The 16,201-nt window shown below is 72.7% G+C and carries 14 protein-coding genes; 8 read left to right on the plus strand and 6 right to left on the minus strand.

The window, feature by feature from the left end; genetic code table 11:
• Positions 1-6: 6 nt before the first annotated feature.
• Entirely contained in the window at positions 7-759 is a 753-nt protein-coding gene (locus tag KBY90_RS06875) for a hypothetical protein (protein ID WP_254967768.1), read from the plus strand.
• Here the strand turns inward: KBY90_RS06875 and KBY90_RS06880 are convergent.
• Positions 730-1,614 (minus strand): hypothetical protein, encoded by an 885-nt coding sequence (locus KBY90_RS06880; RefSeq protein ID WP_254967769.1) that lies wholly within the window; start codon positions 1,612-1,614, stop codon positions 730-732. The genes KBY90_RS06875 and KBY90_RS06880 overlap by 30 nt on opposite strands.
• Before the next feature lie 131 nt (positions 1,615-1,745).
• Here KBY90_RS06880 and mfd point away from each other — a divergent pair, with 131 nt between their 5' ends.
• The gene (gene mfd / locus KBY90_RS06885) at positions 1,746-5,357 is read left to right on the plus strand and encodes a transcription-repair coupling factor (protein WP_254967770.1); all 3,612 of its coding nucleotides are present in this window, start codon (positions 1,746-1,748) and stop codon (positions 5,355-5,357) included.
• Between the two features lie 99 nt (positions 5,358-5,456).
• Positions 5,457-5,624: a hypothetical protein gene (locus tag KBY90_RS06890; protein WP_254967771.1), complete on the plus strand. Its 168-nt coding sequence runs from the start codon at positions 5,457-5,459 to the stop codon at positions 5,622-5,624.
• A gap of 46 nt (positions 5,625-5,670) precedes the next feature.
• Here the strand turns inward: KBY90_RS06890 and KBY90_RS06895 are convergent, their stop codons facing one another.
• The 4 genes from KBY90_RS06895 to KBY90_RS06910 form a co-directional block, all read right to left on the minus strand.
• Positions 5,671-5,880: a DUF6737 family protein gene (locus KBY90_RS06895; RefSeq protein ID WP_254967772.1), complete on the minus strand. Its 210-nt coding sequence runs from the start codon at positions 5,878-5,880 to the stop codon at positions 5,671-5,673.
• Between the two features lie 83 nt (positions 5,881-5,963).
• The gene (locus tag KBY90_RS06900; RefSeq protein ID WP_254967774.1) at positions 5,964-7,313 is read right to left on the minus strand and encodes a S41 family peptidase; all 1,350 of its coding nucleotides are present in this window, start codon (positions 7,311-7,313) and stop codon (positions 5,964-5,966) included.
• A gap of 113 nt (positions 7,314-7,426) precedes the next feature.
• Positions 7,427-8,683, minus strand: coding sequence for a (E)-4-hydroxy-3-methylbut-2-enyl-diphosphate synthase (ispG, locus tag KBY90_RS06905; RefSeq protein WP_254967775.1), 1,257 nt, complete (start codon positions 8,681-8,683; stop codon positions 7,427-7,429).
• A 48-nt stretch (positions 8,684-8,731) separates the two neighbouring features.
• Positions 8,732-9,400, minus strand: coding sequence for a uracil-DNA glycosylase family protein (locus KBY90_RS06910; RefSeq protein ID WP_254967776.1), 669 nt, complete (start codon positions 9,398-9,400; stop codon positions 8,732-8,734).
• Between the two features lie 253 nt (positions 9,401-9,653).
• Between KBY90_RS06910 and KBY90_RS06915 the strand changes: the two genes are divergently transcribed.
• From KBY90_RS06915 to KBY90_RS06930, 4 genes are all read left to right on the plus strand, one after another.
• A complete protein-coding gene (locus KBY90_RS06915) occupies positions 9,654-10,859 on the plus strand; it encodes a pyridoxal phosphate-dependent aminotransferase (protein WP_254967777.1) in 1,206 nt (401 codons plus the stop codon).
• Between the two features lie 77 nt (positions 10,860-10,936).
• Complete coding sequence (locus tag KBY90_RS06920) at positions 10,937-11,899, plus strand: putative selenate ABC transporter substrate-binding protein (protein WP_254967778.1); 963 nt, start codon at positions 10,937-10,939, stop codon at positions 11,897-11,899.
• The gene (locus tag KBY90_RS06925; RefSeq protein ID WP_254967779.1) at positions 11,899-12,648 is read left to right on the plus strand and encodes an ATP-binding cassette domain-containing protein; all 750 of its coding nucleotides are present in this window, start codon (positions 11,899-11,901) and stop codon (positions 12,646-12,648) included. Before KBY90_RS06920 ends, KBY90_RS06925 begins: the two co-directional genes overlap by 1 nt.
• Entirely contained in the window at positions 12,645-14,252 is a 1,608-nt protein-coding gene (locus KBY90_RS06930) for an ABC transporter permease (RefSeq protein ID WP_254967780.1), read from the plus strand. Before KBY90_RS06925 ends, KBY90_RS06930 begins: the two co-directional genes overlap by 4 nt.
• Before the next feature lie 15 nt (positions 14,253-14,267).
• On the opposite strand, the gene mnmH is transcribed toward KBY90_RS06930, so the two are convergent.
• Positions 14,268-15,308, minus strand: a complete 1,041-nt coding sequence (gene mnmH / locus KBY90_RS06935) for a tRNA 2-selenouridine(34) synthase MnmH (protein WP_254967781.1) — start codon at positions 15,306-15,308, stop codon at positions 14,268-14,270.
• A gap of 153 nt (positions 15,309-15,461) precedes the next feature.
• On the opposite strand from mnmH, the gene KBY90_RS06940 reads away from it, so the two are divergent.
• Positions 15,462-16,139, plus strand: coding sequence for a GDSL-type esterase/lipase family protein (locus tag KBY90_RS06940; protein WP_254967814.1), 678 nt, complete (start codon positions 15,462-15,464; stop codon positions 16,137-16,139).
• The last annotated feature ends 62 nt before the right edge of the window (positions 16,140-16,201 follow it).

Consider the following 16,201-nt stretch of genomic DNA (forward strand, 5'->3'; position numbering starts at 1 on the left):
TCAGCGATGCAGTTCCTGGCGCGGCTGGTGCATGCCGAGCCCGGCACGCGGGTGGTGGAGGTCACCGCCCGGCGGGAGGGGAACACCCTGGGCCGTGCCCTCGGCGAGGCCGCCACGGCCGAAGTGGCAGAGGAGCGGGCGCTGCAGCGGCTGCGGCAGCGGCTGGGCAGCCCCGCTGCCGCAGCCGTGGCTGCGCCGATCCCAGCGCGTCCGGAGCTGCCGTCCCCAGCTCCGCCGGAGGCTGCGGCGGAAACCGTGCCGGAGCCGCCGCCGGCCGATGCGCCGCCGCAGCCAGTCCCGCCGCCGGCCGAGGAACCGCCCGCCGATCCGGAGGACTGGAGCGCGGAGCTCACCCGCATCGACCTGCAGCTGCGCCGCATCGGCTGGCAGCGCGACCAGGAGGCCACCTTCCTGGAGCGGGCCTTCGGCCATCCCAGCCGCAGCCGCATCACCACCTACCGCGACCTGATCGCCTATCTGGAACTGCTGCAGGGACTGGCGGAGGGCAGCGATCCGGCCCAGGCGCCCGTGCCCCTGCGCCGGGCCGAGCTGCTGGGGCAGTGCGATCAGCTGCTCGGCCAGCTGGGCTGGAACGCCGGCCAGGGCCGGCAGTTCCTGGAACGGCACTTCGCGCTCACCAGCCGGCAGCAGCTCAGCGATGCCCAGCTGCTGCAGTTCAACATGCTGCTGGAGGAGTCGCTGCTTCAGCCCGGCGGCAACCCGCCGCCGTCAGGGGGAGGCCAGGCCGAGGGCGGCTGAACCGGCCGCGGGGCGGCAATGGCGGCGCAGCAGTTCCGCCCCGTATCCCAGGCGGTGCTGGTTGGCGTAGGCCTCGCGCTCCAGCTGGCGCTCCAGCAGCGAGGCCTGGCTGTAGAGGGGGTCGTTGAGCACAGGCTGGAGCGCGGAGGGCACCTGCTCGCTCAGGCCCAGGGGCCGCGGCGAGGCGCGCAGGTGACCGCTGCTGCAGCTCTGGGCCACATGGATGGCCTCATGGTTGAGCACCTGGAAGAACTCGGCACTGCCGCTCTGCAGCACCGTGGGCTTGATGCGCAGGCTGCGCTCCCGCGGATCCCACTCACCCGCCGCGCCCCGCTTGAGCGGCTGGCTGAGCTGGATGCGCACGCCCACCCCGACGAGGTCGGCCAGCAGCTCCCGGATGGCCTCACGCTCCTGGCCGAAGCTGGGCGGATTGAGCATCAGGGAGCGGATCTCGGCCACCGAGAGCTGGGGATCACCGCTGCGGCGCTTGTAGTGATAGCGGGTGCGGCCGTCGGGCAGTGGTTCGGCCCTGGGGATCCAGGCGGCGTCGGCGCGCGCCAGCTGGTCCATCAGCGTGGGCTCATCGATGCCCTCGAGGCCGCCCGGGCCGGGGGGCGGCAGCAGCGCGGCCAGCTGGGGCGGCGCATCCAGCAGCAGGGGCAGGTCGTGGACGGCCGGCAGCTCCAGACCGGTGAGCCGCCGCTGAACCTCCGCCGCCGGCGGGAGCACGGTGAGGCCGAAGCCGAGGGCCGCCAGCCCCCCCACCAACAGCGCCAGAGGCCCCACGCCCCGGCGCCGCTTCAGGGAGGCGCCGCAGTGCTGGCAGATCCAGACGCCGTCGGGACGGCGTCGCATCGCCAGCGGCCTGGCACGGCAGTGGGGGCAGTGATAGTGCTCCACCGGGGGATTCTGACCGGGCGCCGGGGCGGAGTGCAGCGGCACGCCCACGGCGATTGCGAAGATCGTGGGCCGTCTGCCCGCCCCCCATGCCCCTGTCCCCCCTGGTGCGCCAGCTGCAGCAGGTGCCCCTCACCGGGGAAGTGCTGGCGCGGATCGGGCGCAGCGAGCGCCTGCGGCTGAGCGGTGCGGGCCGGGCGGCGCGCTCCCTGATCAGCAGCGCCCTGGCGGCCCAGGCCGGGGCGGGAGCCGAGGGGCCGGCGCCGCTGCTGGTGGTGGTGCCCACCCTGGAGGAGGCGGGCCGCTGGGCGGCGCTGCTGGAGCTGATGGGCTGGCGCAGCTGCCAGCTCTACCCCACCAGCGAGGGCAGCCCCTACGAGCCCTTCGATCCCACCAGCGAGATCACCTGGGGCCAGCTGCAGGTGCTCAGCGAGCTGCTGGATCTGGGCAGCGAGGAGAGCAACGCCAACGGCCAGCAGCGGCTGGCGATCGTGGCCACCGAGCGGGCCCTGCAGCCCCACCTGCCGCCCCCGGCCGCGCTGAAGGAGCAGTGCCTGAGCCTGCGCAAGGGCGACACCCTCGATCTCGAGGAGCTGGGCGAAACCCTCACCCGCCTGGGCTACGAGCGCGTGCCCACGATCGAGCAGGAGGGCAGCTGGAGCCGCCGCGGCGACATCGTCGACGTGTTCCCGGTGAGCAGCGAGCTGCCGGTGCGCCTGGAGTTCTTCGGCGAGGAGCTGGAGAAGCTGCGCGAGTTCGACCCCGCCACCCAGCGCTCCCTCGATCCGATCGAGGTGGTGCGGCTCACCCCCAGCGGCTACGGGCCGCTGATCGCGGCTGCCCTGCGCGAGGCCATGCCCGAGGGCCTGGAACAGCTGCTCAGCTCTGAGGCCCTCGAGCAGCTGCTGGAGGGCGGCACGCCCGAGGGGCTGAGGAGGCTGATGGGCCTGGCCTGGAACCGGCCCGCCTCCCTGCTCGACTACCTGCCCGCCGCCACCCTGGTGGCGATCGATGAGCGGCGCGCCTGTCTGGCCCACGGCCAGCAGTGGTTCGACCATGTGGTGGAGCACCACGCCGAAACAGAAGCCGAACTGGGTCTCAAGCCCGGCACCAGCCTGCCCCCGGTGCAACACCGCCCGCCGGCCGACACCCTGGCCGAGGCGAGCCAGGCCTTCACGGGCTTCGACCTGGCCGAGCTGCACGAGAGCGACGGCCACGGCAACAGCTTCGATCTCACCAGCCGGCCGGTGCCGGCCTACCCCAACGCCTTCGGCAAGCTGGCCGAGCTGATCAAGGGCTTCCAGCGCGACAAGGCCACGGTGTGGCTGCTCTCGGCCCAGCCCAGCCGGGCGGTGGCGCTGCTGGAGGAGCACGACTGCGTCAGCCGCTTCGTGCCCAACCCCGGCGACCTGCCGGCGATCGAGCGGCTGGTGGAGCAGGGCACGCCGGTGGCCCTCAAGAGCCGGGGCACCGCCGAGCTCGAGGGCCTGCAGCTGCCGGCCTGGCGGCTGGTGCTGATCACCGACCGGGAGTTCTTCGGCCAGCACGCCCTGGCCGCCACGGGTTATGTGCGCCGCCGCCGCAAGGCCGCCAGCCGCACGGTGGACCCCAACAAGATGCGCCCCGGCGACTTCGTGGTGCACCGCAACCACGGCATCGGCAAGTTCCTGAAGCTCGAGAAGCTGGCGATCGGCGGCGAATCGCGGGATTACCTGGTGGTGCAGTACGCCGACGGCCTGCTGCGGGTGGCCGCCGACCAGCTGGGCAGCCTGGGCCGCTACCGCGCCACCGGCGACACGCCGCCCGAGCTCAACCGCATGGGCGGCACCGCATGGACCCGGGCCAAGGAGCGGGCCAGGAAGGCGATCCGCAAGGTGGCGGTGGATCTGGTGAAGCTCTACGCCGAGCGCCACAAGGCGCCGGGCTTCGCCTACCCCGCCGATGGCCCCTGGCAGAGCGAACTCGAAGACTCCTTCCCCTACGAGCCCACGCCCGATCAGGTGAAGGCGATCGCAGATGTGAAGCGCGACATGGAGCAGCCCTCGCCGATGGACCGGCTGGTGTGCGGCGATGTGGGCTTCGGCAAAACGGAGGTGGCGATCCGGGCGATCTTCAAGGCGGTGACCGCCGGCAAGCAGGTGGCGATGCTGGCCCCCACCACGGTGCTGGCGCAGCAGCACTGGCGATCCCTGAGTGAGCGCTTCGCCCCCTACCCGGTGAAGGTGAGCCTGCTCAACCGCTTCCGCACCGCCGGCGAGCGCAAAACCATCCTCGAAGGGCTCAACGAGGGCACCGTGGACGTGGTGGTGGGCACCCACCAGCTGCTCTCCAAGGGCACGGCCTTCAGGCAGCTGGGTCTGCTGGTGGTGGATGAGGAGCAGCGCTTCGGCGTGAACCAGAAAGAAAAGATCAAGGCCCTGCGCAAGGACGTGGACGTGCTGACGCTGAGCGCCACGCCGATCCCGCGCACCCTCTACATGAGCCTCTCCGGCGTGCGCGAGATGAGCCTGATCACCACGCCGCCGCCCCTGCGCCGGCCGATCAAGACCCACCTGGCCGCCCTCGATGAGGAGGCGGTGCGCAGCGCCATCCGCCAGGAGCTGGATCGCGGCGGCCAGGTGTTCTACGTGGTGCCGCGGGTGGAGGGGATCGAGGAGGTGGCCGAGCGGCTGCGGCTGATGATCCCGGGCCTGAAGCTGCTGGTGGCCCACGGCCAGATGGCCGAGGGCGAGCTGGAGAGCGCCATGGTGGCCTTCAACGCCGGTGAGGCCGACCTGATGCTCTGCACCACGATCGTGGAGAGCGGCCTCGACATCCCCCGCGTCAACACAATCCTGATCGAGGACGCCCACAAGTTCGGCCTGGCCCAGCTGTATCAGTTGCGCGGCCGGGTGGGCCGCAGCGGCATCCAGGCCCACGCCTGGCTGTTCTATCCCGGCGATGCCTCCCTGAGCGAGGCTGCGCGGCAGCGGCTGCGGGCGATCCAGGAATTCGCCCAGCTGGGCAGCGGCTACCAGCTGGCCATGCGCGACATGGAAATCCGCGGCGTGGGCAACCTGCTGGGGGTAGAGCAGAGCGGCCAGATGGAAACCATCGGCTTTGACCTCTACATGGAGATGCTGCAGGAGTGTCTGGCCGAGATCCAGGGCCAGGACATCCCGGCGGTGGACGACACCCAGATCGACCTGCCGATCACCGCCTTCATCCCGGGCGACTGGATCAGCGACAACGACGAGAAGATGGCCGCCTACCGCGCCGCCGCCGAGTGCGGCACCCCCGAGGCGCTGCTGCAGCTGGCGGCCGACTGGGTCGACCGCTACGGCGCCATGCCGGCGCCGGTGACCGCCCTGCTGCAGCTGATGGAGCTCAAGCTGCTGGCCAGGCGCTGCGGCTTCTCACGCATCAAGCCGGAGAAGCCCAACATCGCCCTGGAGACGCCGATGGAGGAGCCCGCCTTCCGGCTGCTGCGCCAGGGTCTGCCCCAGCACCTGCATGGGCGGCTGGTGTATCAGGCGGGCGGGGGTGCCACCGCCAAGGTGCTGGCCCGTGGCCTGGGGGTGCTGCCGATGGAGAAGCAGGTGGAGGAGCTCAAGGGGTGGCTGGCCCAGATGGCCGCCCAGATCCCCGGCGCCGACGGCCTCACCGAGGCCCAGCGCGTCGAGCAGCAGGCGGCGCAGAACGAGGCGGTGCTGGCGGTGTGAACGGCCGGGCGGCGTGAGCTGGGCGGCCGGCAACGGCAACGCGGCAAATCTTTGTTACATTGATGAGAACTTTCATGAAGCACCAGCGGAGCGGCAGGCATGGGTGAACTGATCGAGGTGGGCCGCTCGTCCGGCGGGGTGCTGCCGCTGGTGTCCACCCTGGTCAGCGTGCTGGCGCTGGGCCTCTACGCCCTGCTCCAGGACGGTGGCCGCAACGACGACGACGATTCCGGCCCCGGTGGCGGCCTGATGCAGCCGGTGGCCTGAGCGCCCGTCCCCACACCTCAGCGGCTGCCCCGGCTCGTGTTGCACCTCAGCTGCTGCCCCGGCTCCTGTGGTAGGCCTCGGGAGCCAGCACCAGAAACAGCCACCACCACAGCAGCACCGCCACGGCCGCCGCTGCTGTGAGCCACCAGCGCTGCCATACCAACCAGCTGGCAGCGATCCCCAGCAGCCCCGTGAGCAGGATGCTCCAGGGCTGGCACCACCAGGGCTTCAGGTCCCAGATCGAAGGGCCGGGCACGAGCTCTGCCGGCCCAGGCTCAGCTGGAAACTGAAGCTGTGGCTGGCCGGTGTCCAGCTGAGCGGGATCCGGCTGGTCCAAGCTCAGCGCGGCACGGTGGCGTCAGCGCGGGGCAGGGCCGAGGGCAGGTTGGCGCTGCCGGGCATGTAGCCGCGGGCGGGGCTGCTGGCGCTCTGCAGCTTCTTCACCAGGGTGCTCTCGGCCACCCGGTACTGGCTGTCGCGGCGGGTGCCGATGTCCTCGAGCCTGAGGCGCTGGGCCTCCTGCTCGCTCATCTTCACCTGCACATCGGGCTGGATGCCGTGCCTGTTGATGTCGCGGCCACTGGGGGTGAGGTAGCGGGCGATGGTCACGGTCATGCCGCTGCCGTCGGAGAGGCTGCGCACCGACTGCACCAGACCCTTGCCGAAGGTCTTCTCACCCACCAGCACGGCCCGCTTGTTGTCCTGCAGGGCGCCGGAGAGGATCTCGCTGGCGCTGGCCGACCCCTCGTTCACCAGCACCACGATCGGCCGGGCCGTGAGGGCGCGGCCGTTGGCCCGCTGCACGTCGGTGATGCCCCGGCGGGTCTGGGTGGAGACGATCGTGCCTTCGTTGAGCAGCTGGCGGGCGATCTCCACGCTGGCCATCAGCAGGCCGCCGGGATTGCTGCGCAGGTCGAGCACATAGCCGGCCACGTCCTCCTTCTCCAGCTCGCGCAGGGCCGCGCGCATGTCCTTGGTGGCGTTGGCGTTGAACTGCTTGAGACGGATGTAGCCGATCCTGGTGCCGTCGGGGGTCACATTGATCTGGTGATCCACCGCGTGCAGTTCGATCAGCTCGCGGGTGAGGGCAACCTCCAGGCTCTGGTTGTCGCGGCGCAGCGAGAGGTTCACCGTGGTGCCCACCTTGCCGCGGATCAGCCGCACCGCGTCCTCGGTGCTCATGCCCTTGGTGCTCTTTCCATCGATGGCGGTGATCACATCCTTGGGCTGCACGCCGGCACGGGAGGCGGGGGAGCCCTTGATCGGCGCCACCACCACCAGCTCCTTGGTGTCCTTGTCGAGGCTCAGCTGGATGCCCACCCCGGAGAGTTCACCGGAGGTGTCGATCTGCATCTCCCTGAACTCCCGCGGGTCCAGGAAGCGGGTGTAGGGGTCGTCGAGGGTGGCGAGCATGCCGCGGATCGCCTCGTGGGCGTCCTTGGGCGAGGCATAGCTGCGGGCCAGCACGTCGCGGCGCAGGTCACGCCACTGCTCGGCCGTGTACTTGCCGTTGGTGTCGAGGAAGTCGCGGAAGACGATCTGCCAGGTCTGGTCGATCACCTCCTTGGGGCTGTCCAGAACGCGCGGGCTGCCCGTGGACGGGGCCACAGCCTCGCGCGCCATCACGGCGGTGGCGGCGCAGGCGCCCAGTCCGACCACCACCACCAGACCGCTGCGCATCCTGGCCATTGCTGAGGACCCCGGCGGCCCGCGAGAGTGATTTCAAGCTAGCGCTCCCGGACCGACGATCCCGGGAGCCATGGGCGATTCAGCGCCTGGATGCTGAGCGTGACCCGAAGGCCTCAGGGGTCCACCCAGCGGCCGTCCTCCTTGATCAGGGCGATCAGGGCCTCCACCCCCTCGGCCTCCGGAACCCGCCGGATCTCCTCCCGGCCGCGGTAGAGGGAGATGGTGCCGGGGGTCTTGCCCACATAGCCGTAGTCGGCATCGGCCATCTCGCCGGGGCCATTGACGATGCAGCCCATCACGGCGATGTCGAGGCCGGTGAGGTGGGCGGTGGCGCTGCGCACCTGGTGCAGCACCTCCTCGAGGTTGAACAGGGTGCGGCCGCAGCTGGGGCAGGCCACGTACTCCACCATCGTTTTCCTCAGGCCCAGGGCCTGCAGGATCGAGTAGCAGACGGGGATCTCCTTCTCGGGAGCCTCGGTGAGCGAGACGCGGATCGTGTCGCCGATGCCCTCGGCCAGCAGCGGTGCGATGCCGGCGGTGCTCTTCACCCGGCCGTAGTCGCCGTCGCCGGCCTCGGTCACGCCCAGATGCAGGGGGTAGTGGAACCCCTCCGCATCCATGCGGTCGGCCATCATCCGGTAGGCAGCCATCATCACCGGCGCCCGTGAGGCCTTCATCGACACCACGATGTTGTGGAAGTCGAGGCGGTCGCAGATGTGGATGAACTCCATTGCGCTCTCCACCATCCCCAGGGGGGTGTCGCCGTAGCGGAACAGCATCCGCTCGGCCAGGGAGCCGTGGTTGACGCCGATGCGCAGGGCCTTGTCCTGCTCCTTGAGCACCTTCACCAGGGGCTCGAAGGTGGCGGTGATGCGCTCGCCGATGGCGGCGATCTCCGCATCCGTGAATTCGGTGCGGTTGGGGTCGGGCTTGTCGAACACGAACAGTCCCGGGTTGATGCGCACCTTGTCCACGTGCTGCACCACCTCCAGGGCGATCTTCATGCCGTTGTGGTGCACGTCGGCCACCAGCGGCACCGGCTGGTAGGTGCTCTCCAGCCGCTGTCGGATCTCGCCCATCGCCCTGGCGTGGGCCAGCGACGGCACCGTGACGCGCACGATCTCGCAGCCCGCCTCGTGCAGGCGGCGGATGCCGGCGGTGGCCCCCTCGATGTCGAGGGTGTCCTCGTTGATCATCGACTGCACCACCACCGGGTGGTCGCTGCCGATCCACACGTCACCCACGCGCACGCTGCGGGTCTTGCGGCGCCGGATCAGCGTGTCGTAACGGGGATTGCTGGCCCAGTCGGCCGCCGATCCCGCCGGAGCGGCGGACGGGGAACCGTCGGGGCGGGCCAGGGTGCCGGTCATGGCGGGGGCGGGGCCAGGGATGGGCCCAAGGCTGTCACAGGAGGGGGTTCAGCTGACGGGTTGCCGCGGCTCCTCCAGCTGGTCGAGGCGGCGGCGCACGTCCTGCAGGTCGTGCCAGGTCAGCCACTTGGGGCTGCCCTGCTGGCGCGACGGATTGCGCAGCAGATAGGAGGGATGCAGGATCGGCATCAGCCAGCGGCCCGCCAGCGGCTCGCGCTCACCCCGGCGCCACTGGCCGCGCAGGCGGGTGATGCCCCCCTTGATGCCCAGCACCCCCTCCAGGGCGGAGGCGCCGGCGAGCAGGATCACGGCCGGATCCACCAGGCGGATCTGCTGCTCCAGCCAGGGCCTGCAGGCCTCGATCTCCAGCGCCGTGGGTTTGCGGTTGCCGGGGGGGCGGCACTTCACCACATTGCAGATGTAGGCGTCGCGGTTGGAGTCGATCGCCACGCTGGCCAGCATCTGGTCGAGCAGCTGGCCGGCCCGGCCCACGAAGGGCTGGCCGGTGGCGTCCTCCTGGGCACCGGGGCCCTCGCCGATCACCATCAGCCGGGCGGCGGGGTTGCCGCGGCTCACCACCACGTGCGTGCGGCCGTCGGCCAGGCCGCAGCGGCGGCAGCGGCGGCAGTCGTCCCCCAGCTGCCCGAGGTCGGCTGCGATCGGGCCGGGGCTGGCCTCGCCCAGCGGCAGCTGCAGCGGCAGGGATGGGGGGTCCATGGCGGTCATCCTGCCGCGCGCGCCGGCCCCGCCCGCGGCGCGAAAGGAAGTGTGAGAAGTGTGAATCGGAGCCGGAATCGCCCCCTGAACAGTGGCGATTGGTGCGGCAGGATACGCGGGTAGCCCATCACGCCGCGCCGATCCCAAGCCGGCACCGCCGCCGATGCCGACCTCCGGGATGCCGGTCAGCGTGACCCCTGTTGCCCAGGTGCCGGAGGTTCAGACCCCGGATCACCCCCTACCCGCCACCGCGATGCCCGCACCCAGGCCGGCGCTCAGCCTCAGTCCGGCCGAGCGGCTGAGCACCCGGGCCCGGGCCCTGAAGCCCTCCCTCACCCTGGAGATCGCCGCCAAGGCCAAGCAGCTGCGGGCCGACGGCCGCGACATCTGCAGCCTCAGCGCCGGCGAACCGGACTTCGAGACGCCGGACTTCATCCGGAGGGCGGCGGCGGAGGCCCTCGAGGCCGGGCTGACCCGCTACGGGCCCGCCGCCGGCGAACCGGCGCTGCGGGAGGCGATCGCCGCCAAGACCGGCCGGGAGAACGGCCGCCCCACCAGCGCCGCCGAGGTGCTGGTGACCAACGGCGGCAAGCAGGCGCTCTACAACCTCTTCCAGGTGCTGCTGGAGCCCGGCGACGAGGTGCTGCTGCCCTCGCCCTACTGGCTGAGCTACCCGGAGATCGCCCGCATGGCCGGCGCCCGGGTGGTGGAGCTGCCCAGCGGCGCCGGCCAGGGCTTCCGTCTCACCGCCGCCCAGCTGGAGGCGGCGATCACCCCCGCCAGCCGGCTGCTGGTGCTGAACAGCCCCGGCAACCCCACCGGCACGGTGCTGCACCGCAGCGAGCTGGAGGCGATCGCGGCGGTGCTGCGCCGCCATCCCCATGTGGCGGTGGTGTGCGACGAGATCTACGAATTCCTGGTGGGTCCGGGGCAGGAGCACGTGAGCCTGGCCGGCCTGGCGCCCGACCTGGCCGACCGGGTGTTCATCGTCAACGGCTGCGCCAAGGGCTGGGCGATGACCGGCTGGCGCATCGGCTGGCTGGTGGCCCCCCAGCCGGTGATCAGCGCCGCCGCCGCCCTGCAGAGCCAGACCACCAGCAACGTCTGCACCTTCGCCCAGTACGGCGCCCTGGCGGCGGTGAACGGCCCGCGCGACTGCGTGCAGGCCATGGCCGAGGCCTTCAGCCGCCGCCGGGCCCTGCTCAGCGACGGGCTGCGCGCCATCCCCGGGCTCACCCTGCAGCCGCCGGAGGGGGCCTTCTACGCCTTTCCCGACCTCAGCCACTACGGCCTCGATTCGATGCAGCTGTGCAACCGGCTGCTGGATGAGGTGGGGCTGGCGGTGGTGCCGGGAGTGGCCTTCGGCGACGACCGCTGCATCCGCCTCTCCTGCGCGGCCTCCGCCGCCACCATCGAGGACGGCCTGGCCCGGCTGGGACGCTTCCTGGCCAGCCTCTGAGGCTGGGGCAACAGACGCTGCCGGGGGCAGTCACTCCGGCGGGCAGGATCGGGGGGTCGTCATTTCCCCTTCATCCGATGACTGCCCGAGAACGCTGGGCCGTTGCGCTCGCCGGCCTGCTGCTGATCGGCCTGCTGCCAACGGCCTGTTCCCCCCGACCCGACTCCGGCGGCGACCCCGCTGCCGATGGCGCCAGCAGCGAAGCCGCCCGTCCGCAGGAGAAGCGGGTGCTGCGCATCGGCGCCATTCCCGACCAGAACCCCGAAAAACTCAACCGCCTCTACGGCCTGGTGGCCGATGAGCTGAGCGAGCAGCTCAAGGTGCCGGTGCGCTTCGTGCCGGTGACGGACTACACCGCAGCCGTGAGCGCCTTCCGCACCGGCGATCTCGACCTGGTGTGGTTCGGCGGCCTCACCGGCGTGCAGGCCTGGCTGCAGAAGCCCGGCGCCCGCGCCCTGGCCCAGCGCGACATCGACCGCTCCTTCCGCAGCGTGTTCATCGCCAGCGCCGGCAGCGGCCTCAAACCCTTCACGGAGCAGAGCGGCCTGCAGCAGCTCAGGGGCAAGCGCTTCACCTTCGGCTCGGAGAGCTCCACCTCCGGCCGTCTGATGCCCCAGCACTTCCTCAACCAGGCCGGCGTGCAGCTGAGCGACTTCGCCGGCGGCAACCCGGGCTTCAGCGGCAGCCACGACGCTCTGATCGCCCTGGTGCAGAGCGGCACCTACGACGCTGGCGTGGTGAACGAGGAGGTGTGGGAAAGCCGCCTGGCGGAGGGCAAGGTGGACACCAGCAAGGTGGTGGAGCTCTGGCGCACGCCGGGCTATGCCAACTACACCTGGGTGGTGCAGCCGAACCTGGACACGGACTACGGCCAGGGCTTCACCGAGCGGCTGGAGCAGGCCTTCACCGGCCTCAGCGCCAAGGATCCGCGCCAGGCCCAGATCCTGGAGCTGTTCGGCGCCGAGCGCTTCGTGCCGGCCAGCAACGACCAGTACGCGGCCATCGAGGCGGTGGGGCGCCAGATCGGCAAGATCCGCTGATGCCCGCGCCCTGCCTGCTGGAGCTGGAGGACATCCACGTGCGCGGCCGGGGCACGCCCCGGCTGCAGGCGGTGTCGCTGCGGCTGCGGGCGGGGGAGCGGGTGGCGCTGCTGGGGCCCAGCGGCGCCGGCAAGAGCACCCTGCTGGCGGTGGCCAACGGCCTGCTGGTGCCCGATCGGGGCCGGGTGCTGTGGCAGGGGGAGCCCCGGGCCCGCTCCGCGCGCGCCCGGCGCCGCCAGCAGGCGCGCATCGGCACCCTCTGGCAGGACCTGCGTCTGATCGAGGAGCTGAGCGTGCAGCAGAACCTCAACGCCGGCCGCCTGGGGCAGTGGGGCTGGCCGCGGGCAGTGCTCAACCTGCTGCTGCCGCTGGAGAGCGAGGCCTGCGCCCGGGTGCTGCGCCGGCTCGATCTGGATCCGGCCCTGCTGGATCAGCCCGTGGCGGCCCTGTCGGGAGGCCAGCGGCAGCGGGTGGCCCTGGGGCGGCTGCTGCGCCAGGAGCCGGCGCTGCTGCTGGCCGATGAGCCCCTGGCCAGCCTCGATCCCCGCCTGGCCGGCGAGCTGCTGGCGCTGCTGCTGGAGGAGGGCGACAGCCCGCGCGCCCTGCTGCTCAGCCTGCACCGGCCCGACCTGCTGGGCGGCTTCGACCGGGTGGTGGGGCTGCGGGCGGGGCGGGTGCAGTTCGACCGGCCGCTGGCGGCGCTGGACCCCGGCCTGCTGGCGGAGCTGTACGCCGGAGCGGCGGCATGAGCACGGGGACGGCGCTGGCGGAACCCGGCTGGGCCGCACCGGACCGCTGGCGGCCGGCGGCGCCGCTGTGGCCGCTGCTGCCGGCGCTGGTGCTGCTGCCGCTGCTGGCGCTGCTGCCGGGCCTGAGCCATGGCGGCGGCTGGAACCTGGTGGGCCGCTTCGCCCTGGCGGCGCTGCGGCCGTCGCTGGATCCGCTGGTGCTGGCCTCGGTGCTGCGCGGCCTGGCCGTGACCGTCGGACTTGCGCTGCTGGGCTGGGCCCTGAGCCTGGCCCTGGGAGTGGTACTGGGGGTGCTGAGCGCCCGCGTGGTGTGGGGCCACCGGGCGGAGCTGATCCGCAGGCTGCTGGCACTGCCGCGCTCGATCCATGAACTGCTCTGGGGCCTGCTGCTGCTGCAGCTGGTGGGCCTGCAGCCGGCGGTGGCGGTGCTGGCGATCACGATCCCCTTCGCCGCCCTGGTGGCGCGGGTGGTGAGCGACCAGCTCGACGCCCTGCCCACCGGCCGGCTGGAGGCCCTGCGCGCCGCCGGGGTGGCGGAGCCGGCGGCCCTGCTCACCGCCCTGGGGCCGCCGCTGCTGCCCCAGGTGCTGAGCTACGGCGGCTACCGGCTGGAGTGCGCCCTGCGCAGCGCCACCCTGCTGGGGGTGTTCGGCCTGGGGGGCCTGGGCACGGAGCTGCGGCTGACGCTGCAGTCGCTGGCCTTCGAGGAGCTGTGGACCGGCCTGTGGGCGCTGCTGGCGGCGATGCTGCTGCTGGAGCGGCTGGTGGGCTGGCTGCGGCGGCGCTGGACGATGCCGGCCCGCTTCGGCCTCGGCTCCGACACCGGCAGCACCGGCAGCGGCACCCCCGGCCGTGAGGTGGGCCGGCGGGGGCGGGAGCTGCTGCTGGCGGCGGTTCTGCTGCTGCCGCTGCTGGTGGCGGTGGCCTGGGGCCTGCAGGTGGATCCGGCCAGCCTGCTGCGCTGGCAGCCGCTGCCGCCGCTGCCGCCGGCGGACTGGGCGGCGGTGGCGGCCCTGCCCTGGCCCAGGCTGGTGGCCAACACCCTGGTGCTCACCCTGCTGGCCGCCGCCCTGGCGGTGGGAACGGCGCCGCTGCTGCTGCTGCTGGTGAGCCCCTGGCCCTGGGGCCAGGGGCTGGTGCAGGTGCTCTGGGCCCTGGGACGGCTGTGGCCGCCGCCGCTGATCGCCCTGCTGCTGCTGCTGGTGCTCAAACCGGGGGTGATCACGGGTGCCCTGGCCCTGGGCCTGCACAACCTGGGCGTGCTGGGCCGGCTGCTGATGGAGAGCGCCGAGCACAGCGGCGAGAGCCGCGAGCAGGCCCTGCTGGGGGCCGGCTGCGGCCCGCGGCTGGCCCTGCTCTACGGGCGCTTCAGCGGCCTGGCCCGCCCCTACCTGGCCTACGGCGCCTACCGGGCCGACGTGATCCTGCGCGAGTCGGTGGTGGTGGGACTGGTGGGGGCCACGGGGCTGGGCAGCCAGCTGCTGGAGGCCCTGAGCGGCTTCGCCTATGACCAGCTGGCGGCGCTGATGCTGGTGTATGCGGCACTGACGCTGCTGGGGGAAGAGCTCAGCGACCGCCTGCGCCGACGCCTGCTGAGCGGCTGAGCGGCGCCCGCGCCCTCAGCGGCTACCCGCCACCAGGCCACGCTGCAGCAGCAGCTGGGCGGCAGCCTCGGCGCTGAGCTCCCCCAGCTCCACCGGCTGGCTGGTGTGGGCGCTGAGGTCGTGGTCGTAGCAGCGGTCGTAGTAGTCGAGCATCTGGCGGCAGGCGGCGGTCCAGTCGCGCGCGGCGATCGCCTCCAGGGCGGCGGCGGTGCGCTGGGGCCCGAGGCGACGGGCGATGCGCCGGGTGGCCTCGGCCAGCTCCTGCGGGTCCTGCACGCCGTAGATGCGCACCAGCTGGGCGAGGCGGTGCTCCAGGGGTCGCTGCACCGCCAGCGCCGGCGCCGCCTTCATCTGCCGCCAGAGGCCGGCGGGGATGCGGCAGCGGCCCACCTGCACGCTCTCGGCCTCCAGCCAGATCTCGGGCGCTCCCTCCAGGCCGCGCAGGGCCAGGGCCAGGCGGTTCTCGTAGTGCTCGCTGCTGGGCTGGGGCGGCAGGCCCAGGGCCCCGAAGCTGCTGCCGCGGTGGTGGGCCAGGCCCTCCAGGTCCACCACGGCCACGCCGCACTCCGCCAGGGCGAGCAGCAGGTCGGTCTTGCCGGTGCCGGTGCGGCCCCCCAGCAGGCGCAGCGGCCAGGGCCGCTCGAACTGGGCCAGCACCCAGCGGCGGTAGGCCTTGTAGCCGCCCTCCATCAGCACCGCCGGCAGGTCGAGCTGGGCCGCCAGCCAGGCGACGCTGGCGCTGCGCATGCCGCCGCGCCAGCAGAGCAGCCGCAGGGGCGCGCCGGGGCTGGCGGCGGCCCGCCTTGTCAGTTCGGCGCCCATCGCCTCCAGGCGCGGGCCCACCAGGGCGAGACCGCGCAGCACCGCCGCCTGGCGGCCCTGGCCCTTGTAGAGGGTGCCCACCTCGGCCCGGCCCGCGTCGTCGAACAGGGGCAGGTTGAGGGCGCCGGGAATGTGGCCCTGGGCGAACTCGGCGGGGGTGCGCACGTCCAGCAGCGGCCCCGGCGCCGCCAGGAACGCCTCCACCGCCAGCCGATCAGGGGCGGTTCCGCTCACCGGCACGCGCGAGGTTCCACTCGCCGCCCCGCCCGGGGTTCCGCCCACGCTTGAGGTTCCGCCCACGCCCGAGGTGCCGCCACGCCTGGGGCAATGCTGCCTGGCCGGGGGCTGGTGCAGGATCGGGCCGTGTCCGCGCCCGCCCCGCTGCCGATGCCCGTCGCCGTGCCCCGCAAGCTGATCGTGCTGGGCGACAGCGGTGTGTACGGCTGGGGCGATCCGGAGGAGGGGGGCTGGTGCGAGCGGCTGCGGCGCCACTGGATGGGGCTGCCGGCGGCGCCGGTGCTCTACCCGCTGGGGGTGCGCGGCGACGGGCTGGAGCGGGTGGCGGCCCGGCTGCAGAGCGAGGTGGGCTGCCGCGGCGAGCTGCGCCGCCAGCGTCCCCACGGCGTGCTGCTGGCGGTGGGCCTCAACGACACGGCCCGGGTGGGCCGCCCCGACGGCCGGCCCCAGCTGGAGCCGGAGGGCTTCCTGTTCGGCCTGGAGCAGCTGCTGCAGCGGGCCCGCGCCAGCGCACCGGTGCTGGTGCTGGGGCTGACGCCGGTGCTGGAGGAGGCGATGCCCTACGCCGAGGTGCTCTGGTATGGGCTGGAACAGGTGCGGCGCTACGAGGCCCTGCTGGAGGAAGCCTGCCTGGAGGCGGATGTGCCCTTCCTGCCGCTGCTCGACCATCTGCTGGCCGATCCCCGCTGGCCGCAGTGGCTGTGCGACGACGGCCTGCACCTCAACAGCGACGGACACCGGCAGGTGTACGAACGGGTGCGGCAGTGGCCGGCACTGCTGGCGTGGGCGGGGCTGGAGCCGCTCCAGCTCACCACCGCGCTGCGCTGAGCGCGCCGTCATCCCCCGTTCGGGGGAGCACCGAGGCCGGTGCTGGTGAAGGGATGCGCCCG

It is taken from the genome of Cyanobium sp. CH-040, assembly GCF_024346135.1.
Taxonomy (GTDB): domain Bacteria; phylum Cyanobacteriota; class Cyanobacteriia; order PCC-6307; family Cyanobiaceae; genus NIES-981.

Bases quoted from the DNA above. Each gene is read 5' to 3' on its own strand.
- KBY90_RS06875 (WP_254967768.1), top strand. From the start codon at position 7: ATGCAGTTCCTGGCGCGGCTGGTGCATGCCGAGCCCGGCACGCGGGTG.
- KBY90_RS06880 (WP_254967769.1), bottom strand. From the start codon at position 1,614: ATGCGACGCCGTCCCGACGGCGTCTGGATCTGCCAGCACTGCGGCGCC.
- mfd (WP_254967770.1), top strand. From the start codon at position 1,746: ATGCCCCTGTCCCCCCTGGTGCGCCAGCTGCAGCAGGTGCCCCTCACC.
- KBY90_RS06890 (WP_254967771.1), top strand. From the start codon at position 5,457: ATGGGTGAACTGATCGAGGTGGGCCGCTCGTCCGGCGGGGTGCTGCCG.
- KBY90_RS06900 (WP_254967774.1), bottom strand. From the start codon at position 7,313: ATGGCCAGGATGCGCAGCGGTCTGGTGGTGGTGGTCGGACTGGGCGCC.
- ispG (WP_254967775.1), bottom strand. From the start codon at position 8,683: ATGACCGGCACCCTGGCCCGCCCCGACGGTTCCCCGTCCGCCGCTCCG.
- KBY90_RS06910 (WP_254967776.1), bottom strand. From the start codon at position 9,400: ATGGACCCCCCATCCCTGCCGCTGCAGCTGCCGCTGGGCGAGGCCAGC.
- KBY90_RS06915 (WP_254967777.1), top strand. From the start codon at position 9,654: ATGCCCGCACCCAGGCCGGCGCTCAGCCTCAGTCCGGCCGAGCGGCTG.
- KBY90_RS06920 (WP_254967778.1), top strand. From the start codon at position 10,937: ATGACTGCCCGAGAACGCTGGGCCGTTGCGCTCGCCGGCCTGCTGCTG.
- KBY90_RS06925 (WP_254967779.1), top strand. From the start codon at position 11,899: ATGCCCGCGCCCTGCCTGCTGGAGCTGGAGGACATCCACGTGCGCGGC.
- KBY90_RS06930 (WP_254967780.1), top strand. From the start codon at position 12,645: ATGAGCACGGGGACGGCGCTGGCGGAACCCGGCTGGGCCGCACCGGAC.
- KBY90_RS06940 (WP_254967814.1), top strand. From the start codon at position 15,462: ATGCCCGTCGCCGTGCCCCGCAAGCTGATCGTGCTGGGCGACAGCGGT.